Origin of the sequence: Hyalangium ruber (assembly GCF_034259325.1) — a bacterium.
Lineage (GTDB): Bacteria > Myxococcota > Myxococcia > Myxococcales > Myxococcaceae > Hyalangium_A > Hyalangium_A rubrum.
Genome location: NZ_JAXIVS010000029.1, coordinates 36270 through 57815 on the forward strand (window position 1 = coordinate 36270; position 21546 = coordinate 57815).

Genomic DNA, 21546 nt, shown 5'->3' on the forward strand with positions numbered 1-21546 from the left:
AACCCGCCGGGCGCTCGAGACGCGGGTAGAGTCCGCCTCCCATGTCGCTGCCCGTGCTGCTCACCGCCGAGAACCTCCGCGCCAGCGCGGGAGGTGCCTTCGCGCGCGGCGAAGCGTACTGGCGCGAGGGACGCGTCCTCTCCTGTGTTTTCGAGGACGACGTCCTGGAAGGCCTCGTCGAGGGAACCGCCAGGTACCGCGTTCGGCTCAAGGCGCTCAGCGGCGCCCTCGTGGGCCAATGCACCTGCCCGGTTCGGGAGGAGGTCTGTAAACACGCCGTTGCCCTCGGTCTCTCCTTCCTCGCGCAGCGAGGAGTTTCTTTCGAATCGCCGAGAGAGGTCGTCGCGGCCGAGTCGAGAGAGGGGCCGTTCGCGACGCGAAACGAGCTCGAGCGCTGGGCGGAAGGCCACCACGTTCGGCATGCGCTCACGGTCTCCGCGGAGGTCCTCTTCTCGGATCTGCCTATCAACGAGGCCCAGCGGAACGGTCTCCGCTATGCCCTGAACGGCCTCGCCGTCCGCGACGTGGGCTCCCGAGAGGGCACCCAGCGGCACGGAGGTGCGCGCGGGAAGGGCCTGGAGACGGCGCTTACCGAAGCGGCATGGGCTTATCTGCAGCAGGAAGCCAGCTCGGTGCAGCGAGCCCTCACCGAGGAGGCCACGCGTCTGGAGTCTCACGCGGACCCTCAGCTCGCTCCGCTGTGGACCCGCCTGCTCGAAGTGCGCCGCCTGTTCCGGTCCCATGCCGTCCCGCGCTCTCGCGAGCGGCGGGCCTCGTGTACCTGGAACTTCGATGCGGCGACGTGCGCGCTCACGTGGAAGGAGCCCGAGCGCGTCGTTCGCTCGGGCCCGGACTACGGCACCGTCGGCCCCGTGGCCCGGTTGACGTTCCCCGGAGGCGGCGAGGGCCAGGTGGAGTGCAACTGCATCACTCGGCAGCGTGGCTGCGTCCATGTGCTCGCGCTCATCGACACGACCCTGGACGTGCTCGAAGACAGCACCCGGGTCGCCGAGGCACGGCGGATCGCCGAGGAACTCCTGCGTCCAAGCTGGGCGCGCGCGCTGAAGGAACTCGAGCTGTTCGAGGCCGAGGCGGCAAAGCCCCGTGCCGCCATCGAGGTGTGGTGGTGCATCGAGCATGAGCTTGGGACGCTCACTGTGTCCCCCCTGGTGCGGAAGCAGACCCGCCGAGGCACCCTGAGCCCCGGCGCACGGATGCCCGCGGCCCGGTTGCTCGAAGACCACCGCGAGCTGCTCTCCGAGGCCGATCTCCGAATCGCCGAGTACCTGGCCTCCTGGGCTCCGGCATCTCGCGCGGCTGGAACCTATCCCTCGCGGGCGTTCCTCGCGCTCGTCGGACATCCCCGCGTCTCGCTCGATCTTCGCCCCGAAGAGCCCATCGAGGTGAAGCGCGTCCAACTCGGCTTCACCGCGCTCTCGGCTGGGGACCACATTCGCCTGGAACCCTCCATCGACGGAGAGCGCTTCAACCCGAAGCTCCTCGGGGCCCTGCTGCGCGCCTTCGCTCCGGGAGAGCCGCTGTTCACCGTCGAGGAGCAACGGAGCCGCTGTCTCCTCATCGACATGAACGAAGAGGCGCGGCGGATCTGGAGCGTGCTCGAAAAGCACGGCGACCAGTTCCCTCCCGAGAGCCACGAGCAGCTCCTCGAGCGTCTGTCCCGCCTCGAAGCACGCCTTCCGCTCGTCGTCCCCCCCACGCTGAAAGGGCGCGAACTCCAGACGGAGACGACCCCTGTCGTGCGCCTGCGCCTGCTCCCGGACGTGTCCCTCGAAATGGAGCTGTTCGTGCGGCCGGGCCCGGGAGCGCCTCTGTTCCATCCCGGCATCGGCCCGCGCGACGTGCTGCTCTCCCGCAACGGGGAGCGTGGCTACGTGCGCCGCCAGTTGATCCAGGAGGAGCAGCGGGCCCGCGCGGCGATCCTCCCGCTGCCCCTCGATGGCGCGGAAGAGGGCCCACCCTTCTGTTTCCGCATGGGAGACACGGAGGCGGCACTGGAACTCGTCGCCGCGCTCCAGAAGCCGCCAAAGGGCCTCGAGGTCGAGTGGATCGACGAGCGGCCGTTCATCGCCTCGGCTGTCGGTCCTGAAGCCCTGAGGGTGCAGATCGAGCGCAAGCGAGACTGGTTCGGCCTGTCGGGAGACTTGAAGGTCGAAGCAGGAAGGCTCGAACTCGCGGTGCTCCTGGACGCGGCCCGGCGACAGAAGCGCTTCGTGCGCGTGGATGCACAGCGGTGGGTGGAGCTCAGCGACACCTTGCGGAAGCGCCTGCTCGCGGTGGCGGACCACACCTTCATTGGCAAGAACCGTGTGGAGATCTCCCCGGGAGCGGTTCCTGCCATCAGCGCCCTGTTCGACGCAGGCGCGGAGATCGAAACCGCCCCGGCGTGGCAGCTCATGACCGAGCGCCTCGCCTCCTCGCTCTCGCTCAAGCCGAAGCCGCCCGCCACGCTGGGGACCACGCTGCGCGACTACCAGGTGGAGGGCCATGCCTGGCTCAGCCGCGTCGCGGCCTGGGGCGCCGGAGCGTGCCTGGCCGATGACATGGGGCTCGGGAAGACCGTGCAGGCGATCGCGGTACTCCTCGACCGCGCGCGACTCGGCCCCGCCCTCGTGCTGGCGCCGACCTCGGTCGCCTTCAACTGGGTGCAGGAGCTCCAGCGCTTCGCACCGAGCCTCCGTCCCGTGCTCTACGCGGAGCAGCCGGACCGGGTGAAGTGCCTGTCGAAGCTCAAGAAGAACGACGTGCTCATCGTGAGCTATGGCCTGCTCGTGCGTGATGCGGCGAACCTCGGCGCCATCTCGTTCTCGACGCTCGTGGTCGACGAGGCACAGGCGCTGAAGAACCCGAGCACCCGCCGGGCCCGCGCCGCGAGGCAGCTGAACGCGGGCTTCCGCATCGCGCTGTCGGGAACGCCCCTGGAGAACCACCTGGGCGAGCTGTGGAGCCTCTTCACGGTCGTCTTCCCAGGCCTGCTCGGAAGCTGGGAGCAATTCCGGGAGCGCTTCGCCGCCCCCATCGAGCGCGGCAAGGATCCCGACGCGAGCGTGGCCCTCTCGCGGGTGATCAGCCCCTTCCTGCTCCGCCGTACGAAGCAGGAGGTCGCCCGCGAGCTGCCCCCGCGCACGGAGATTCAGGTGCCGGTGGCGCTCTCCGAGGAGGAGTGGACGCTGTACGAGGACGCGCGGCTGGCGGCGGTCGCGGAGGTCAGCAAGCAGGGCAAGGGCCTGCGCAATGAGCAGCAGCGCTTCCAGGTGCTCGCGGCGCTGACGCGGCTGCGCCTGCTCGCCTCGCACCCCCGTCTCTACGACTCGCAGTCGGAAATCACCTCCTCCAAGATGCGACGGCTCCTCGAGCTGCTGGAGGAACTGCGAAGCGAGGGCCACCGGGCGCTGGTGTTCAGCCAGTTCACCTCGCACTTGGACCTCGTCCGCGAGGAGCTGGAGCGTGCCGGTTTCACGTACCAGTACCTCGATGGCTCAACGCCCGCGGCGGCGCGCGCGAAGCGGATCCAGGCGTTCCAGGAGGGCGAGGGCGAGCTGTTCTTGATTTCTCTCAAAGCGGGAGGCACGGGCATCAACCTCACCGCGGCCGACTACGTCATCCACCTGGATCCGTGGTGGAACCCAGCGGTGGAGGATCAGGCCACGGACCGGGCCCACCGCATTGGCCAGACGCGACCGGTGACGGTGTACCGATTGATCGCTCGGGGGACCATCGAGGAGCAGATCCTCTCGCTGCACTCGGACAAGCGGGCGCTGGTGGCCGGAGTGCTCGAAGGGACGGATGTCGCGGCGCGGCTGACCACGAAGGATCTGCTGGCGTTGCTGGCGGGGGGCGAGGCTCCGCGAGAGCGGCAGGACGACGAGGAAGAGCCGCGCACCCGCCTCGTTCACTGACTGGAAGCTTGAAGACAGCCCCACTTCGCGTAACGGTGTGGCCTCTCAACGGGAGGACACACGGATGAAGGCACTTTGGAAGTGGGCGGCAATGGCGCTGGCGGTGGGGGTGATGGGCTGCGGCAACACCTCGGAGCACCTCGGTGGGGAATGCACCGAGAGCGCGTCATGTGAGGATGAGGAGCTCAGCTGCCTGTTTCAGTTCAAGGGCGGCTACTGTGGCTTCACGGGCTGCAGGGCGAACGCGGACTGTCCGGGCGGGTCCATCTGCGTGACCGAGGAAGGCGTGAACTACTGCTTCCGGACTTGCGACGAGAAGGCGGACTGCAACGAGAACCGCTCGTCGGAGAACGAGTCGAACTGCTCGTCGAACGTCACCCGCGTGGAATCGGGTTCGCAGAAGGTGTGCGTGCCGCCCTCGGTCGGCTGAGCTGATTACTTCCAGCCGGGATTTGGGGGACTGGAGTCGCGAGTCGGCTCTATCCTTTCTCGATGCCTCTGCTCCCCCGTCTCCAGCTCTTCGAATTCCTCGATCAGCCGTGGCTGCCCGCGCCGTTGCGCCGTGGCGAGGTGGATTACCTGCGCGTCGTGCTCGACCGCATGCGGCCCTATGACAGCGTGGCGCCGCAGCTGGCGGAGCTGCTCCGCACGGCGGGCACGGACCGGGTCGTCGATCTCTGCTCCGGCTCGGGGGGCCCATGGCGCACCCTGCTCCCGGCGCTGCGAGCGGTGCATGACCGGGCCGAGGTGGTGCTCACCGACCTCCATCCCAACCCAGGGCAGGAGCTGCCTCCTGGCGCGCACTACCGCGACACCCCCGTCGACGCCACGCGCATTCCCGAGGAGCTGACGGGAGTGCGGACCCTCTTCGAGGGGCTGCACCATTTCCCCCCGGAGCGGGCTCGCGCTCTGCTCGCGGATGCCGCAGCGCGCTCAGTCCCCATCGCCGCCTTCGAGCTCACCCAGCGCTCGCTGCCGTACCTTCTAGGCCAGCTCCTGCTCGTCGTGCCCCTGGTGTGGGGCTTCACCCCGCTCATCCGCCCGGTGCGCTGGTGGCGCCTGGTCCTCACCTACCTGGTGCCCATCATTCCCCTGCTCGTCCTCTGGGATGGCGTGGTGTCGTCGCTGCGGACCTATGCTCCGGCGGACCTCGAGAGGCTGACGACGGGGCTCGGTGCCGACGGCGGGTACCGCTGGAGCAGCGGAACCCAGAGCGTGAAGGGAATGGTCATCACCTATCTCATCGGGCAGCCGGAGAGAACGAGACAGGAGGGTGCTTGAGTCACCACCCCTGAGGTAGGGTGAAGCCCATGGAGAGGTCTGCCGTGCCGGAGCTGGACCCGGCCTCGCTGCCCATGGGGACACAGGTGGGGCCCTGGCGTCTGGAGGGCTGGGGCGGCCGAGGCACCTACGGCGTCGTCTATCGTGCTGTTCGAGTGGGGCGCGAGGAAGCGGGCTGCGTGGCGCTGAAGCTGGCTTTGCATCCCGAAGACCCGCGCTTCGAGAGAGAGGTGAAGCTGCTGTCCAGCCTGCGCCATCCGAGTGTCCCGCGCTTCCACGGGCACGGAGGTTGGAGGCACCCTTCCGGCGCCGTGCATCCCTACCTGGCCATGCAGTGGATTCACGGAAGGCCGCTCTACGACTGGGCTGCCCAGCGCAACCCAAGCTCGCGTCAGGTGCTTCGGGTGCTGGCGCAGGTGGCGCGTGCGCTCGAAGCCGTGCATGCGGTCCACGCGGTGCATCGGGACGTCAAGGGAGGGAACGTCCTGGTGCGGCCGGCGGATGGGCGCGTCTTCCTGACGGACCTGGGCTCGGGCCACTACGCGGGGGCTTCATCGCTCACGCAGCAGGTACTGCCTCCCGGTACGCCCGCCTACCGCAGTCCCGAGGCATGGCGGTTCGTCCAACGCTTCGGCCATGACTCCAGCGCGCGCTACGCCGCCACACCCGCCGATGATCTCTTCGCATTGGGAGTGACCGCCTGCCGCCTGGTGACGGACGAGTACCCTCCCTCGACGGAGCCTGGAGAGGACACGGCGGGCTTGTGGCGAGTGGACAGTGAAGGACCGAGGCCTCCGGCGGCGATCAACTTCCGCGTGGAACTGCGACTCAATGCGCTCATCCTCCAGCTACTCTCTGCGCGGCCCGAGGCACGTGGCACCTCGGCGGAGCTAGCGCGAACGCTGGAAGAGGTGGCGGAACAAGCGGGCCCGGAAGCGGATCATCCCCTCTTCGCCTGGGAGGCGCTCTCGCCCGCCTCGTGGAGCCCGGAGGATGTTGCCATCGCCGTGGGCCTTCACCAGCGCCCGCGCCGGCGAGACAGGCAAGTGGTGCGCTTGTCGGAGCAAAGGGATGCCGCTGAGAAGGCAGAAGAGCTGACCCGGGTAAGAGCTCCCGCGGAGGGTTCTCCATGGCGAACCCGACTCACCGCGCTGGCAGTGGGCGTGCTGATGCTGGTGGGGGACTGGCGGGGAGAGCCTCGGGAAGCCTCACCAGAGGATGGCGGCACGGCGGGCCTGGGAGACGACGCACGGACCTTTGTCGTGGCATCCGCGCCTGCACCGTCCCCAAAGGGTATCCGACTGGAAATTCCTCCCAAGCCATTCAAGGGGCAGCGCAAGGCTCCGTGCCCAAAAGGCGATGTCGAGATTCGGGGAGGGTGCTGGACCAAGCTGGAGACCCAGGCACCGGACTGTCAGGAGTATGCCTACGAATGGAAGGGCGGCTGCTACCTGCCCATCATTCCCGCCGCACCGCCAGCCACCTCGGATCATCCATAGCGGTTGTCGGGCAGGGAGAGGGCACTGGGCAAACCTGTCAGACAACCGGACAGGTTTGGAGGGAGCACCACCGAGCCGCGCCGCTCAGCCCAAGCCAATCCGAGGCAGCGTCACCTCGCGCACCTTGGGGATGCGGAAGCGATAGAGGAAGGCGTCGGCGAAGTAGTGGGCCAGCACGATGGAGTTGCCCACGAGCACGCCCATGGACCACATCGGCTGCTGGCGCAGGAAGAAGTCCGTGGCAGCGCCCTGGGTGGCCGTGTCCACCAGGGTGACGAAGGGGCTGTTGGCCACGCCCACGAGGATGAGCGGCAGCATCGCCGCCACCATCGCCGGCCAGACTGCGGCCTTGCCCAGCCGTGCCTCGGGCTCCTTGGCGGTGGGCTCGAGCATGCGCCCGGTGAGGAACGCGTACTCCAGGCCGTGGGTGCCCGCGCTGAGCACCGCGCCCCAACCCGGCCAGATCAGGGCGATGGAGACGATGCTGCACCAGCCCAGCAGATAGAAGCACTTGGGCCCGCTCTGCTTCGTGGCGATCAACGTGCTGGCGAGCCGTCCCGCGTACACGAGCCACACGGCCAACAGCACGTAACAAGTGGAGAACGGGAGGCTGCCGCGCTCGGCCTGCCCCACATCCATCAGCGGGAAGTCACCCCGCTCGGAGGTGAGCGGCACCCAGAAGATGCGCACCAGCATCAGCGTGAGCGCCATGGGCACCCAGTACTTCTGGAGGTTGCGCTCGGTCTCGGAGGGAGGCGGTGCCCCGGCGGTGCGGCCGCGCAGGTTGTGCAGCGCCCACAGCCCCTTCACCTGGGAGAGCGTGTGGTGCGCGGCGAAGACATAGATGGTGGCGCCCAGGAGCAGGTTCGCCAGCGGCATGTGCTCCTTGGTGTACCAGGCCATCGCCAGGGTGACGACGAACACAGCGCCCGAGCCACCGAGCAGCAGGCTCTTCTGGTGCGGCGTGGTGTGCAGCAGGTCCCTGCGCACGAGGATGAGCAGGAAGGTGAGGATGACGTGGGTGCCGTTGAAGAGCAGGTACTGCGACACCCACCGGCCGATGGCGCGAGACAGCCCGCCGTCCGCCGCGCCGAGGAAGCTCGACATCCACAGGCAGAACAGGGCCACCGCCGCCGGGATGAACAGCAGGTTGACGTCCTGGCGCTGAGAGAAGAGCCAGGGCGCGCCGGCACCCAGCGAGGGCACCGCCACGGCCGGAGGAGCGGAGGTCAAGGTCACGGGCTGCGACATACAGGGGCCCACTATACCCCCCCTCCTCTGGGCTGGCGTCGGGCGGTTGGCCGATGCCCGGCCCGGAGCCCACGGGAGGAAGAGGGCTCCCTGCCTGCCCGATGGGCGAGCGCCGAACCCAAGGCGGCGGGTTTCTCTCGGGCCCGGCCCCGTATCCGTAATATGCGCGCGCCATGCCCTCGCACCTCCTCCTGCTGCTGGCCCTCGCCACCATGCCTCCCGCCGCCCCGGAGGACTCCCTCTCGGATGAGGCCACCGTCGCGACCCAGCAGCTCCACGCCGCCGTGGTGAACGCGCTCCTCTCCCCTTCCCAGGACCCCACCACCGCCGCTGCGGACGCCCACTTCGCCCGGGGCATCGAGGCCATCAAGGCCCGGGACTCCGCCGCCGCCATCACCGCGCTCTCCGCCTGCGTGCAGACCCTGCCCTCGCGCGTCGACTGTCGCTGGGAGCTGGGTTGGGCGTACTCGCTGGAGAACCGCTGGACCGAGGCCCTCGCGCAGTGGACCGAAGTGCAGAAGCTCAAGCCGGATCAACCCGACCTGGAGAGCGCTCTCGCCCAGGCCCAGGGTCAGGCCGCCCTCCAGGAGCGGCTGTCGAAGCCTCCCGAGCCCTCTCAGCGCCCTGCCCCGCCCAAGGACGCCAAGGTGCGCCTGCGCGCCACCGGAGACGTGATGCTCGGCACCACCGTGCCCGAGGGCTACCTGCCCCCGGACGGCGCCCAGAGCGTCATCGCCGCCGTGCGCGGGCTGCTGGAGGACGCGGACCTCACCTTCGTCAACCTCGAGGGCCCGCTGTGCGACGGCGGCAAGACGACCAAGTGTCGCTCCAACAAGCAGTGCTACGCCTTCCGCTCGCCCACCTCCTATGGAGAGGTGCTCAAGGAGGCCGGTGTGGACGTGGCCTCCACGGCCAACAACCACTCCGGAGACTTCGGAGAGGAGTGCCGCCGGCAGACGGAAGCCACCCTCGACAAGCTGGGCATCGCCTGGAGCGGCCCACCGGGCAGCGTGGCCACCGTGGAGCGCAACGGCCTGCGCATCGGCACCGTGGCCTTCCACACCTCACCGGGCTGCAACCACCTCAACAACCTGCCCACCGCCAAGGCGCTGGTGAGCGCGGTGGCCGCCTCGCATGACCTCGTCGTCGTCTCCTTCCACGGCGGCGCCGAGGGCGGCAAGGCGCTGCACGTGCCCCACGGCAAGGAGAAGTTCATGGGCGAGGACCGCGGAGACCTGCGCACCTTCACCCGCGCCATGGTGGACGCCGGCGCCCATGTCGTCCTCGGCCACGGCCCTCACGTCGCCCGCGCCATGGAGTTCTACAAGGGCCGCCTCATCGCCTACTCCATGGGCAACTTCGCCACCTACGGCCGCTTCAACCTCCAGGGTCCCCAGGGCCTGGGCATGGTGCTCGAGGTGGAGCTTGGCGCCGACGGCCGCTTCCTCTCCGGCCGCATCCTCCCCACGAAGCAGCAGGGCGAGGGCATCGTCGTGCCGGACCCCAATGGAGGTGTCATCTCCCTGGTGCGTCGGCTGTCGGCCGAGGACTTCCCCCAGAGCGGAGCGCAGGTGGCCGACGACGGCACCCTCACTCCACGCGGCAAGGCGGCGAAGCTTTCCTCTCAGCAGTCCGCACCCTGATTCATTGCTGCCCAAAAAGTGGGACCGGTGCCCACCGAGCGCGTGTCTGGCGGTTGCGTTACAAGGAATATCGCCGTGCCCGCCCTCCGTCTGCCGCGTCTCTCTTCGCTTCGAGCCTTTGAACACCCCGGTTATCTCCCGGTGTGGACGGGCTCCCTGGTGTCCAACATCGGCACTTGGATGGAGGCCGTTGCCCTCGGGGTGTACGTCACCGAGGTGACGGGCCGGGCCGAGTGGACCGGTGGCGTGGCGGCGCTCTCCTATCTCCCCGGCCTCGTCCTCTCTCCGCTGGGTGGGGCGCTGGCGGACCGCTTCGATCGGCGCACCTATCTGGCGCTGGGCGCCGTGGGCCAGTTGCTGCTGGCCATCCTGCTCACGGTGCTCGCCTTCACCCACCAGCTCAGCGTGCCGGTGGTGGCCATCGTCGCCTTCCTCAATGGCTGCATCGGCCAGCTCACCGGCCCCGCCTTCTCGGCGCTGCTGGCCGAGCTCGTCCCGCCCCGGGATTTGCACAGCGCCCTGAGCCTCAGCTCCGCCCAGTTCAACCTCGGGCGCGTGCTGGGCCCGCTGGCGGCCGCCGCCATGCTGGCCTCGGGCGGCATCGCCTGGACGCTGCTCATCAACGCCCTGTCCTTCCTGGCGGTGCTGGTCGCCCTGTCCCGCGTGCGCACGCAGCCCCCCAGCTCCAGCAAGCTGTCCGTGCCGGGCCTGGTGGAGGACATCGGCCGAGGCATGAAGGCGGCGCACCAGGACGCGGGCATCAGCCTGATGCTGATCAGCACCCTGGTCGTCGCGGTATTGATTGCCCCCTTCATCGGCCTGGTGCCGGTGTTCGCCATCCGCGTCTTCGGACAGGGCGCCTCGGCCACCTCCATGCTCGTCACCTGCCAGGGCGCCGGCGCGGTGCTGGCCGCGGTGGGCGGGGGCGTGCTGGTGGATGCCTTCGGCCGCAAGCGCGTGCTGGAGGGAGTGCTGCTCGCCCTGGGCCCCATCACCGCGCTCTACTGGCTCGCGCCGTCCCTGCCGCTGGCCGGCGTGGGCATCTTCCTGCTCGGCGCCGGCTACATGCTCTGCCTCACCGGCGTCCACACCACCGTCCAGTCGCGCGCGCCTCGGGAGATGCAGGCGCGCATCAGCAGCCTCTACAGCATGCTGCTCAGCGGCGGTTATGCCCTGGGCGTGTGGCTGCAGGGCGCGCTGGCCGACCGCCTGGGGGTGCGCTTCATCACCGTGTCGGCCAGCATCTTCTTCCTGGCGCTGGTGCTCAGCCTGCGCCTGCTGCGCCCGCGCATCTTCGACGCCACCGAGGCGTGAGGCCGTGGGAGAAGGTACTCCTGAACTTTTCAGGAAATAACTGATTGTCCTGATTTATTTGGCAATCAGGGAAGTACGCGGGTATTGAGCCCACGGTGGGAGTGAGCTTTCACACCGCCTGGAAGTGTGGGTCCTTCCTTCCCAAGTGGGCGGGAGGCGCGGGGCAATCTGCCCCGTGGGGCACAATGCCCCGTCCAGGCAGACCCCCCGAGGCGCTGCTCCCAGCGCGCGGGAGAGGTGGCGCAGGGTGTGCATCCGCCTTGGCCCGGGTGGGGTGTTTCCCCGCCGTGCCTCCTCCCCCTCTCCCCCGAGCTGTCGCAGGCGAAGCTCCGAGGTTCCTGGATGAAAAGCGTGCTGCTGGGGCTGGCCATGCTGGTGTTCGGTGGCGCCCTCGCCTTCGGCGGCGGGAGGACGCTCTACCGGGCCCATGCCAGCCGGAGCTGGCCCGTCGTGGAGGGCAGCGTGGTCTCCTCCGTCGTGGAGACGGTGCGCAACAAGCGCGCGGTGAGCTTCCAGCCCCATGTGCGCTACCGCTACACCGTGGACGGGGCGAGCTACACCTCCGAGAACATCTCCTTTGGAGGAGGCGCCGCGGGCGAAACCCTGGAAGAGGCCAACGCCTTCGTGCGGCGGCTGCCGGAGGGGGCCCCGGTGCAGCTGCACTACGCGCCGGGGGATGCCTCGCTGGTGTGCCTGGACTGCCAGCGGGTGTCGCTCGCCGACTATGGCGTCACCGGAGGCGGGGCGGTGCTGGTGGGGCTGGCGGTGCTGAGCCTCGTGGAGACGGCGCGCTTCGAGCTGCGCATGCGGCGCCTGGAGCACCGGGCCTCGCTGGCGGGCGGTCCTGGTCGGCGCGCCTCCTAGGGTTGGGGGTCGAGCGCCCGAGCGCAGCCCGCGGCTCCCCGTGGCCACGCCAGGCACGGGAGCCGGGCGTGTGTCCCCCGCCGCTCCGTCCCCAGCTTTCCCGTATCTCCGGCCACCGCGTCCGCCCATCCTCCAAGGCCCCGTGAAGCTCGCGCGCAAAATCACCTTCGCCCTCACCCTGCTGGCCATCCTCATCATCACCGTGCTGGAGACCTTGGAGGTCCGCCGGGAGCTGGAGCACTCGGCGCTCGACATGCGGCATGACCATCGCCTGCTGGGCCACATGGTCGCCGGCTCGCTGAGCCGGGCGTGGATGCAGCTGGGCGAGGGCGAGGCGCTGACCCGGCTGGACCAGGCCAACCGCTTCCAGGAGCAGGTGCGCATGCGCTGGGTGTGGCTCGATGGCACCCCGCGCAGCCCTCCCTCCACGCCCATCTCCACGGAGCTGCTCGACACGCTGCGCCAAGGCCAGGACGGCTCGGTGGTGGATGAGGCGACGAAGCCGGGAGTGCTGCGCTCCTACACCCCTGTCTTCATCAAGGGCCAGCTGGGCGCCATCGAAATCTCCGAGTCCCTGGCCCGGGAGCGCCAGCACGTGCAGCACACGGTGCAGAGCGCGGCCATCGGCACCCTGGCGCTGGCCATCACCTTCCTGGTGGTCGCCATGGCCATGGGGCGGAAGCTGGTGGGCTACCCGGTGCAGCGGCTGGTGGAGCTGGCCCACGCCATGGGCGAGGGGCGCCTGGAGACGCGGGTGGAGCTGCGGCAGAACGACGAGCTGGAGACGCTGGCCACGGCGATGAACCGCATGGGAGAGCTGCTGCTGCGCGCCCGGGAGACCATCGCCGCGGAGACGGCGGGGCGCCTGTCCACCCTCGAGCACCTGCGCCACGCGGACCGGCTCACCACCGTGGGCAAGCTGGCCTCGGGCGTCGCCCACGAGCTGGGCACTCCGCTCAACGTGGTGCTGGGCCGGGCGAAGATGATCTCCTCGGGTGAGGCGGAGGGCGAGGAGGTGGGCGAGAGCGCCCGCATCATCTCCCAGCAGGCGCAGCACATGACGCGCATCATCCGCCAGCTGTTGGACTTCGCGCGGCGCCGCACCCCGCAGCGGGCGCCGGAGGACCTGTCGCAGCTGGTCACCCGCACCCTGAGCCTGCTGCGCCCGCTGGCCGCCAAGAAGCGGGTGACGCTGGTGTCCGAGGTGCCCGAGTCCCTGGTGCTGGAGGTGGACGCGGGCCAGCTCCAGCAGGTGCTCACCAACCTGGTGATGAATGGCATCCAGGCGGCCGAGTACCCCGGCACCTTGAGGGTGCGCGCCCGGCCGGAGCGGGCCCTGCCGCCGACGGACGTGGGCGGGCCCGAGGCGGACTGGCTCCGGGTGGACGTGGAGGATGAGGGCAAGGGCATCCCCGCCGAAGTCATGCCCCACATCTTCGAGCCCTTCTTCACCACCAAGGACGTGGGCGAGGGCACCGGGCTGGGGCTGGCCGTCTCCTACGGGCTCGTGAGGGACCACGGGGGGTGGATCTCCGCGCGCAGCGAGCCGGAGCGAGGTACCTGCTTCTCCATCTACCTGCCGCGAGGAGGCGCCGATGCCGGGCCGCATCTTGATGGTCGAGGATGAGCGTGAGATGCGCGCGATGCTGGAGAAGGGGCTGACGCGCCGCGGCTTCGAGCCGCATGGGTACGCCACCTCGGACGAGGCGCTGGAGCGGCTGGGCACCGAGGACTTCGACGTGGTGCTCACGGACCTGCAGATGCCGGGGATGAACGGGCTGGCGCTGTGCGAGCGCATCGCCCTCAACCGCCCGGACATCCCCGTGGTGGTGGTGACGGCCTTCGGCAGTCTGGAGACGGCGGTGGCCGCCATGCGGGTGGGGGCCTACGACTTCATCACCAAGCCGGTGGACGTGGACGCGCTGGTGTTCGTGCTGGAGCGGGCGGTGCAGCACCGCGCGCTGCGTCAGGAAGTCCGGCGGCTGCGCCAGGAGCTGGGCGAGCGGGCGGGCATGGGGGAGCTGCTGGGCGAGAGCCCCTCGCTGCGGCAGGCGTACGCGCTCATCGACCGGGTGGCGGACGTGGACACCACGGTGCTGATTACGGGCGAGAGCGGCACCGGCAAGGAGGTGGCCGCGCGGGCGCTGCACACCCGGGGGCGGCGGCGCACGGGGCCCTTCGTGGCGCTCAACTGCGCGGCCATGCCCGAGCAGCTCCTGGAGAGTGAGCTGTTTGGCCATGTGAAGGGCGCTTTCACGGACGCGCGCACCCCACGCACGGGCCTGTTCGTCGAGGCTACTGGAGGCACGCTCTTCCTGGACGAGGTGGGCGAGCTGCCGCTGGCGCTCCAGCCCAAGCTCCTGCGCGCGCTGCAGGAGCGCAAGGTGCGGCCCGTGGGAGGCAACGAGGAGGTGGAGTTCGACGCGCGCATCGTCGCCGCCACCAACCGGGACTTGGAGCTGGCGGTGGCCGAGGGGCGCTTCCGGGAGGATTTGTACTACCGGCTCAACGTCATCAACATCGAGCTGCCGCCGCTGCGCGCGCGGGGAAATGACGCGCTGCTTCTATCGCAGCGCTTCATCGAGCACTTCGCCGCGCGCACGGGCAAGCGCGTGGTGGGGCTGAGCCCGGCGGCGGCCCAGCGCCTGCTCACCTATGGCTGGCCGGGCAACGTGCGCGAGCTGCAGAACTGCATCGAGCGCGCCGTGGCGCTCACCTCCTTCGAGCAGCTCACGGTGGAGGACCTGCCCGAGCGCATCCGCAACTACAGCGCCCCGCGGGTGGTGCCCGAGGTGGCGGACATGTCCGAGCTCGTCACACTCGAAGAGGTGGAGCGCCGCTACATCCAGCGGGTGCTGGAGGCCGTGGGCGGCAGCCGCACCCTGGCCGCGCGCATCCTCGGGGTGGACCGCAAGACGCTCTACCGCAAGCTAGAGCGCCGCGCCGAGGAAGACGGCCCGAAGCCCTGAGGCCGTGGCATGGGAAGTGCTCCTCGCATGCGGGCAGGCCGCCGCGATGGCTTGCCTGCTGCCCAGACAGGAGGAGCGAATGAACCCCGAAGAGACGGAGGCCGGACCCTGTCCGAAGGGACAGGGGGCAGAGTCCCGGGAACGCTGCGTCCTCGTGGCGGAGGATGATCCGGAGATGCGGCGCCTGGTGTGCCGGGCCTTGCGCCGGGCCGGCTATCGCGTTGTCGAGGTGGAGGATGGGCGCGCGCTGGTGAACGCGCTGATCCGCTGCGTGAAGGACACGCCCGAGCAGCTGCCGGATCTGATCATCAGCGACGTGCGGATGCCGGGCTGCACGGGGCTGGAGGTGCTGGCGCGCATGCGGCGCGTGGAGTGGACCACCCCCGTCATCCTCATCACCGCCTTCGGGGACATGGAGACGCACGACGAGGCGCACCGGCTCGGCGCCGCGCGGGTGCTGGACAAGCCATTCGACGTGGATGAGCTGTGCTCGGCCGCGCGCACGCTCGTGCCAACGTCCTGAGCACTGTTTGATAGGCATTGAGATGTCTGTCTTTCTCGTGCGCCGAGAGGCCTCTCCGACGGGGCGGAGTCGGAGATGACTCGCGTGTGAAGAAAGACTCGCTCTCGGGGGGCAGGCGATCGTCGTCCGGGAACGGACGTTTTCGCGGTCCCCGGAAAACACGTGTCAAACCCGACAGGTTTCGCGGCTTGAGCTTGAATTGGAGGGTGTGGTCAGGGAATTGCTCCTGAGCGCAGCGCTCACCCAGTCCTGGAGGGGGACCAGATGGGTTTCTTCAAGCGTGGCGTGGTCCTGTGGAGCGTCGTGGTGGTGCTGGCCCTCCCCTCGGTGGTCCAAGCCACGGGCTCGTTCGTGAACTGGGAGAATCCCCACGTCCACCCCCTGGAGCTGACGCCGGATGGCACGCGGCTGCTGGCCGTGAACACGGCGGACAACCGGCTGCTGGTGTTCGACCTGACGAACCTGAGCCAGGGGCCGAGGCTGGTGGCCTCCATCCCCGTGGGGCTCGAGCCGGTGTCGGTGCGGGCTCGCTCCAACACGGAGGCCTGGGTCGTCAACCACATCTCCGACAGCGTGAGCATCGTGAACCTGGCCACGCTCAACGTGGTGGCCACCATCCCCACCGACGATGAGCCCGCGGACGTCGTCTTCGCCGGTTCCCCCCGGAAGGCCTTCATCACCTGCTCCCAGGTCAACACGGTGCTGGTGGTGAACCCGGCCTGGCCCCTGGCCCCTGCCCAGCGGGTGAAGCTGCTGGGAGAGGACCCCCGGGCCCTGGCGGTGAGCCCGGACGGCGCGAAGGTGTACGCGGCCATCTTCGAGTCGGGCAACGGCAGCACGGTGCTCGGCGGCGGCAACCTGCTGACGAACCGCTTCCCGCCCAACGCCGTGAGCGACCCCAGCGGCCCCTACGGCGGCATCAACCCGCCGCCCAACGCGGGCTCGGGGTTCTACCCGCCCATCCGCCCGGGTCTTACAGCACCTCCCCCTGTGCCCCTCATCGTGAAGAAGAACGCCCAGGGCCGGTGGATGGATGACAACGCTCATGACTGGACGGCGCTCGTCAGTGGCGCGAACGCGGGAGCCTCGGGGCGTCGGGTGGGCTGGGATTTGCCTGATAGGGATTTGGCCATCATCGACGCGGCCACCCTGTCTGTCTCCTATGCCCGGGGGTTGATGAACCTGAACATGGCGCTGGCGGTTCACCCCAGCGGCGTCGTCACCGTGGTCGGCACAGATGCCACCAACGAGGTGCGCTTCGAGCCGAACGTCAACGGCCGCTTCCTGCGGGTGCGGTTGGCGGCGGTGCATCCGGCCGCGCCCTCCGTCGTGGGACGCTGGGACCTCAACCCGCACCTGAACTACGGCACGCCCACGGTGGTGCAGTCCGAGCGGGACAAGTCCATCGGAGATCCGCGCGCCATCGCCTGGAACGCGGCGGGCACGCGCGGGTTCGTGGCGGGCATGGGCTCCAACAACGTGGTGGTGGTGAGCGACACGGGCCAGCGCGTGGGGCGCGTGGAGGTCGGCGAGGGGCCCACGGGCCTGGCGGTGGACGAGGCGCGCGGCCGGCTCTACGTGCTCAACCGCTTCGCCGCCAGCGTCTCGGTGGTGGGCTTGAATGACTACCAGGAGAAGGCGCGGGTGCCCTTCTTCGATCCGACGCCCACGGTCATCAAGGTGGGCCGCAAGCACCTGTACGGCACGCATGAGACCTCGGGACTGGGTCACGTCGCGTGCGCCTCGTGCCACGTGGACGGGCGCATGGACCGGCTGGCGTGGGACCTGGGAGACCCGACGGGAGACATGCACGCATACACCGGGCAGAACACGGGCATGGGCATCCCGCCGCTGGTGGCGGGCTTCGAGCCGGCGCACCCGATGAAGGGGCCGATGGTGACGCAGACGCTGCAGGACATCATCGGCAAGGAGGCGCTGCACTGGCGCGGGGACCGCAAGGGCCTGGAGGACTTCAACCCGTCGTTCACGAAGCTCCAGGGCGATGACGCGAAGCTCTCCCTGGTGGAGATGCAGCAGTTCGAGAACTTCCTGGCCACGCTCACCTTCCCGCCCAACCCGTTCCGCAACCTGGACAACTCGCTGCCCACGAACCTGCCGCTGCCGGGACACTTCACCACGGGCCGCTTCGCGCCGGCCGGGCAGCCGCTGCCCAACGGCAACGCCGTCAACGGGCTGGCCATCTTCCGGCCTCCGCGCCTGATGGCGGGCAACGCGATCGCCTGCTCCACCTGCCACTCGCTGCCCACCGGCCTGGCCACGAACATGACCTGGAGCGGTACGCAATTCGTCCCGCTCCCTGCGGGGCCCAACGGAGAGAACCACATGGGCCTGGTGTCCTCGGACTCCAACACCAACGTGGTGCTCAAGGTGCCCCAGCTGCGCAACCTCTATGAGAAGGTGGGCATGGAGCTGACGCAGATGGAGAGCCTGGCGGGCTTTGGCTTCACCCACCACGGCGCCATGGACTCCATCGCGCGCTTCATCGCGAGCACCCCCAACTTCTTCCCAATGAGCGACCAGGAGGTGGCCGACCTGGTGGCGTTCCTGCTGGCGTTCTCCGGCTCGGAACTGCCGGCCGGCTCGGTGAGCAACCTGCTCGAGGCCCCGGGCCCGGACAGCCGGGACACGCACGCGGCGGTGGGCCGGCAGGTGACGTTGGCCTCGGCCTGGCCCTCCCCGGGGCAGAGCGCGCTGCTGAACACCTTCCTCGCGCTGGCCAACAGCGGCAAGGTGGGGCTGGTGGTGAAGGGCCGGCAGGGGGGCCACGCGCGGGGCTACACCTATCTGGGCAACGGACAGTTCCAGTCCGACCGGGCCAACGAGACGGTGAGCGCGGCGCTGCTGCGGACGTTGGGGGGTCAGGGCAGCGAGCTGACGTGGACGGTGGTTCCCAAAGGGACCGAGTGGCGCATTGGCGTGGACCAGGACCTGGATGGCACATTCGACCGGGATGAGCAGAGTCCCCTCGCCTGCGCGGAGGATGCGAGCTAGACGGTGTGTTATAAGGAAAGTGTGGGGCGGCGATGGACGCCGCCCGAGCGAACTCCCGGAGGCTTCCATGCACGCCCCCAGTGATCTTGCCGCGGTGGAAGTCGTGTTCGCCCAGAGGGCGCGCGCCGCCTGGTAGGTCCGGAAGGTCCCTGACAGAGCGGTGTCGTCGTCGGCTGGGCGCCCTGAGCAATCCGTGCGCCGCAAGGCACAGCTGTGTCTGGAGTCTTCCCAGTGTTCCTCGAGTCCCTTGGCTGGGGTCCATCCCACGCCCACGCGTTTTCCGTTCTCCTCTCGCAGTCTTCTCTTCCCCTCGTTCCTGGGCGCGTGGTGCGCCAGGAGCGCGGGCTGCTGACCGTCCAGACGTCCGAGCGGGTGTGCCTCGCGCGCCCCACGGGACGGCTGCTCCACCACGCGCTGAGCGCCGAGGCGCTGCCCACCATCGGTGACTGGGTGGCGCTGATGGTGCCCTCGGGAGAGGGCGAGGCCCTGCTCCACGAAGTCCTCCCCCGCCAGAGCGTGCTGATGCGACGCGAGGCGGGCAGCGAGCGCGAGGGCCAGGTCATCGCCGCCAACCTGGATGTGGTGTTCCTGGTGGCGGGGCTGGATGGCAACTTCAACCCCCGCCGCATCGAACGGGCGCTCACGGTGGCATGGAACAGCGGCGCGGCACCGGTGGTGGTGCTGAGCAAGGCGGACCTCCAGCCCGAGGTGTCCGAGCGCGTGGAAGAAGTCGAGGCGCTGGCGCCGGGTGTACCGGTGCTGGCGCTGAGCGCGCGGACGGGCGAGGGCCTCGAGGCGCTGAAGGCAGAGCTCCCGGCGGGAAAAACGGGCGTGCTGCTGGGCTCCTCAGGGGTGGGCAAGTCAACGCTGGTCAACCAACTGCTGGGCGCGGAGCGACTGGCCACGCAGGAGGTACGGCCGGAGGATGACAAGGGCCGCCACACGACGACGCACCGCGAGCTCTTCGTGCTGCCGCATGGAGGGCTGCTCATCGATGGGCCGGGGATGCGCGAGCTGGGGTTGTGGGGAGACGAGGAGGGCCTGGAGCATGCCTTCTCGGACGTGGTGGAGCTGGCGGAGGGCTGCCGCTTCCGGGACTGCGGACACCAGCGTGAGCCGGGGTGCGCGGTGAGAGGGGCGGTGGAGGCCGGAGCGCTGACGCCGGAGCGGCTGGAGAGCTTCGACAAGCTGCGGCGAGAGCAGGCCTACCACGCGCGCCAGGCGAGCCCCCTGGCCCAGCGCGAGCAGCGGCGCCACGAGCGCACTCAGACCCTGGCGGGCTGGGAGTATTCGCGTGCCAAGCGCCGAGGCAACTGACGGCGGCTGAGCGCCGAGGCTGCTCCGCGGGCGGCGGAGCAGCTTCTCTCAGCACCTGCATTGACACTGCCGCGTCTTCGCCGTCTGGGCGTTGAGCGCCTTCTCGGCTCCCAAGGCTCAGCTGTCGTTGAACCGGAACGTGAGCCGACCATTCTCGCAGTCCTCGTGCTCCAACTCGAGGACACAGCCCGCGTCGATGTCTTCCAGGAACCCGGCCTCGGCGGCGCGGGGCGTCGTGGTGGATCCGGCGAGGTCCCCTCTTTTGAGTCACCGCGCCAACCGGAGCTTGCCGATGATGAGTTACCCCAGGGACTGAGCCCCGTCCCTTACCTCCGTCTCGCGTTCTTCAGCTCCGCCTCCGCGCGGCGGGCTACGCCCTCATGGATCTGATCGAGCTGGATACGCGTGAACAGGTGGCCTTGGAGCACCACCGCCTCGATCTCCAGTGTGTTCCGGATGTCCTCCAGCGGGTTGCCCCGCAGGAGCACCATGTCCGCCACCTTGTTCTTCTCGAGGGTGCCTTGAATCCCCTCTTTCCCCAGGAAGCGCGCTGGCTCCATCGTGGCCGCCTGGAGCGCCTGCAGGGGGGTGAGCCCCACGGCGACCAGATGCTCCAACTCGTAGTGGAGGCTCAGCCCCGGGTAGAGCGGGTACAGCGGTGTGTCCGTCCCCGTCATGACGGGCACGCCCGCATTCACCATCTCCTTCAGCCGCGCGGTGTAGTACTGCCAGTTGCGCTTGAGCATCTCCATGTACGGTTTGGGAAGCGTGGTCGAGTCGAAGCGCCCCCAACTCCAGTAGCGCTCGATGTAGTAGGGCAGGAAGCGGCGCTCGGCGATCTGGCGCTCCTGGGTGGTGGGTATCGCGAAGGCGCTGAGCGTGGGGACCAGCCTGGTGTGCGACCGCGCCAGTTGCTCGTAGAGCGCCGCGCACCTCTTCTCGTCATAAGTCTCCATCGCCAGATCAGCGATCTCGATCAGGGCATCATACACCGTCTCGCCGTCTTTGAGCGGGGAACTCAGGAGCGTGCGCACAGCCCCCTCTCGGCGGGAGCACGCGATCGCGAGCGTGAACACGTCCCCCATGTGCTCGATGCTGCGCTGGCCCTCCTTGGCCACCTCCGCGAACGGCATATCCAAGGGGACATGGCCTACCCAGGGTATGTCATTACGCCGGCACTCATCGACAATGGCGCGGTAGATGTTGCGCGGGACAAACGAGTACACCTTCACGAAGTCGAAGCCTTCCTCCTTGATCTTGCGAACCATCCGACGCGCCTGCTTCGGGCCGCTGACCAGCCGGATGTGCTTCCCGGCCACCCCGTTGGGACCATCCACCATGGCGCCCACCACCATGGTCGGGCTGAGGATGAGCCCTGCATTCGCGCGGCGCTTGAGATCGACCGTGTAGGTGCCCCAGCCGCCCATGTCACGCACGCCTGTGACACCGCTGGCGACGAAGAGGGCCAACGTGTCCTCCACGCTCGGTAGCTCCTTCTCGCCCGGCTGCCAGAAGAAGGAGTACGTAGTATGCACGTGCATGTCCCAGAGCCCGGGGATGAGGAACTTCCCCCGTCCATCCACGACCATGACGCCAGCGAGGGAGGGGGCCCCCTGGCTCGGGGTGATGTCCGTGATCTGATTCCCCTCCACGAGCACCGTCATGTCCGGACGTGGAGGACCCCCGGTCACATCGATGACCGTCACATGGGTGATGGCCAGCGCCGGCCTCTTCTGAGGACGGGGCCACTCGATCGGCCTCTGGAGCTCCGCCTGGTAGTCCGGGAACCGCTGCGTGGGCGGCGAGAGCTCGCGAGGTGAGCGCTGGAACCTGTCGTCGAACAGCACCTGTAAGAGGGGCCGGATCCGACCGGGCCCCGGTGGAGGCGAGGGTTCGGAGTGGGCACAGGCCGTGCCTAGGAGACACACGAGCCAGAACAGCCACCGTCTCATGAGA

14 protein-coding genes are annotated in these 21546 nt (G+C 69.1%); 12 read left to right on the forward strand and 2 right to left on the reverse strand.

The genetic code is table 11. The annotated features are described in order from the left end of the window. Window positions 1-41 precede the first annotated feature (41 nt). The 4 genes from SYV04_RS42750 (at window position 42) to SYV04_RS42765 (ending at window position 6697) form a co-directional block, all read left to right on the forward strand. Window positions 42-3917 carry a DEAD/DEAH box helicase gene (locus SYV04_RS42750; RefSeq protein ID WP_321551894.1) on the forward strand — a complete coding sequence of 1292 codons (3876 nt, stop codon included), beginning with the start codon at window positions 42-44 and terminating at the stop codon, window positions 3915-3917. A gap of 64 nt (window positions 3918-3981) precedes the next feature. Beyond that, window positions 3982-4347, forward strand: a complete 366-nt coding sequence (locus tag SYV04_RS42755; RefSeq protein ID WP_321551895.1) for a hypothetical protein — start codon at window positions 3982-3984, stop codon at window positions 4345-4347. A gap of 62 nt (window positions 4348-4409) precedes the next feature. Next, window positions 4410-5198, forward strand: a complete 789-nt coding sequence (locus SYV04_RS42760; protein ID WP_321551896.1) for a hypothetical protein — start codon at window positions 4410-4412, stop codon at window positions 5196-5198. A 29-nt stretch (window positions 5199-5227) separates the two neighbouring features. After that, window positions 5228-6697: a serine/threonine protein kinase gene (locus SYV04_RS42765; RefSeq protein ID WP_321551897.1), complete on the forward strand. Its 1470-nt coding sequence runs from the start codon at window positions 5228-5230 to the stop codon at window positions 6695-6697. Between the two features lie 84 nt (window positions 6698-6781). On the opposite strand, the gene SYV04_RS42770 is transcribed toward SYV04_RS42765, so the two are convergent. After that, window positions 6782-7936, reverse strand: a complete 1155-nt coding sequence (locus tag SYV04_RS42770) for a hypothetical protein (RefSeq protein WP_321551898.1) — start codon at window positions 7934-7936, stop codon at window positions 6782-6784. A gap of 185 nt (window positions 7937-8121) precedes the next feature. Between SYV04_RS42770 and SYV04_RS42775 the strand changes: the two genes are divergently transcribed. The 8 genes from SYV04_RS42775 (at window position 8122) to rsgA (ending at window position 19590) form a co-directional block, all read left to right on the forward strand. Next, on the forward strand, window positions 8122-9591 hold the full coding sequence (locus SYV04_RS42775) for a CapA family protein (protein ID WP_321551899.1): 1470 nt from the start codon (window positions 8122-8124) through the stop codon (window positions 9589-9591). A gap of 75 nt (window positions 9592-9666) precedes the next feature. Further along, a complete protein-coding gene (locus SYV04_RS42780; protein WP_321551900.1) occupies window positions 9667-10905 on the forward strand; it encodes an MFS transporter in 1239 nt (412 codons plus the stop codon). 342 nt (window positions 10906-11247) lie between these two features. Further along, window positions 11248-11769 (forward strand): DUF3592 domain-containing protein, encoded by a 522-nt coding sequence (locus tag SYV04_RS42785; protein WP_321551901.1) that lies wholly within the window; start codon window positions 11248-11250, stop codon window positions 11767-11769. A gap of 142 nt (window positions 11770-11911) precedes the next feature. After that, window positions 11912-13396, forward strand: a complete 1485-nt coding sequence (locus SYV04_RS42790; RefSeq protein WP_321551902.1) for a sensor histidine kinase — start codon at window positions 11912-11914, stop codon at window positions 13394-13396. Then, a complete protein-coding gene (locus tag SYV04_RS42795; RefSeq protein WP_321551903.1) occupies window positions 13365-14738 on the forward strand; it encodes a sigma-54-dependent transcriptional regulator in 1374 nt (457 codons plus the stop codon). The genes SYV04_RS42790 and SYV04_RS42795 overlap by 32 nt, the downstream gene beginning before the upstream one ends. A gap of 79 nt (window positions 14739-14817) precedes the next feature. Then, window positions 14818-15261 carry a response regulator gene (locus SYV04_RS42800; RefSeq protein ID WP_321551904.1) on the forward strand — a complete coding sequence of 148 codons (444 nt, stop codon included), beginning with the start codon at window positions 14818-14820 and terminating at the stop codon, window positions 15259-15261. A 264-nt stretch (window positions 15262-15525) separates the two neighbouring features. Then, entirely contained in the window at window positions 15526-18273 is a 2748-nt protein-coding gene (locus SYV04_RS42805) for a beta-propeller fold lactonase family protein (protein ID WP_321551905.1), read from the forward strand. A 231-nt stretch (window positions 18274-18504) separates the two neighbouring features. Then, window positions 18505-19590 carry a ribosome small subunit-dependent GTPase A gene (gene rsgA / locus SYV04_RS42810; RefSeq protein ID WP_321551906.1) on the forward strand — a complete coding sequence of 362 codons (1086 nt, stop codon included), beginning with the start codon at window positions 18505-18507 and terminating at the stop codon, window positions 19588-19590. A 326-nt stretch (window positions 19591-19916) separates the two neighbouring features. Here rsgA and SYV04_RS42815 read toward each other — a convergent pair whose 3' ends face one another. After that, entirely contained in the window at window positions 19917-21542 is a 1626-nt protein-coding gene (locus SYV04_RS42815; protein WP_321551907.1) for an amidohydrolase family protein, read from the reverse strand. Window positions 21543-21546: the final 4 nt, after the last annotated feature.

What these genes read in the sequence shown, in the direction of transcription:
- SYV04_RS42750 (WP_321551894.1), top strand. Translation starts at nt 42, where the DNA reads ATGTCGCTGCCCGTGCTGCTCACCGCCGAGAACCTCCGCGCCAGCGCG.
- SYV04_RS42755 (WP_321551895.1), top strand. Translation starts at nt 3,982, where the DNA reads ATGAAGGCACTTTGGAAGTGGGCGGCAATGGCGCTGGCGGTGGGGGTG.
- SYV04_RS42760 (WP_321551896.1), top strand. Translation starts at nt 4,410, where the DNA reads ATGCCTCTGCTCCCCCGTCTCCAGCTCTTCGAATTCCTCGATCAGCCG.
- SYV04_RS42765 (WP_321551897.1), top strand. Translation starts at nt 5,228, where the DNA reads ATGGAGAGGTCTGCCGTGCCGGAGCTGGACCCGGCCTCGCTGCCCATG.
- SYV04_RS42775 (WP_321551899.1), top strand. Translation starts at nt 8,122, where the DNA reads ATGCCCTCGCACCTCCTCCTGCTGCTGGCCCTCGCCACCATGCCTCCC.
- SYV04_RS42785 (WP_321551901.1), top strand. Translation starts at nt 11,248, where the DNA reads ATGAAAAGCGTGCTGCTGGGGCTGGCCATGCTGGTGTTCGGTGGCGCC.
- SYV04_RS42795 (WP_321551903.1), top strand. Translation starts at nt 13,365, where the DNA reads ATGCCGGGCCGCATCTTGATGGTCGAGGATGAGCGTGAGATGCGCGCG.
- SYV04_RS42800 (WP_321551904.1), top strand. Translation starts at nt 14,818, where the DNA reads ATGAACCCCGAAGAGACGGAGGCCGGACCCTGTCCGAAGGGACAGGGG.
- SYV04_RS42805 (WP_321551905.1), top strand. Translation starts at nt 15,526, where the DNA reads ATGGGTTTCTTCAAGCGTGGCGTGGTCCTGTGGAGCGTCGTGGTGGTG.
- SYV04_RS42815 (WP_321551907.1), bottom strand. Translation starts at nt 21,542, where the DNA reads ATGAGACGGTGGCTGTTCTGGCTCGTGTGTCTCCTAGGCACGGCCTGT.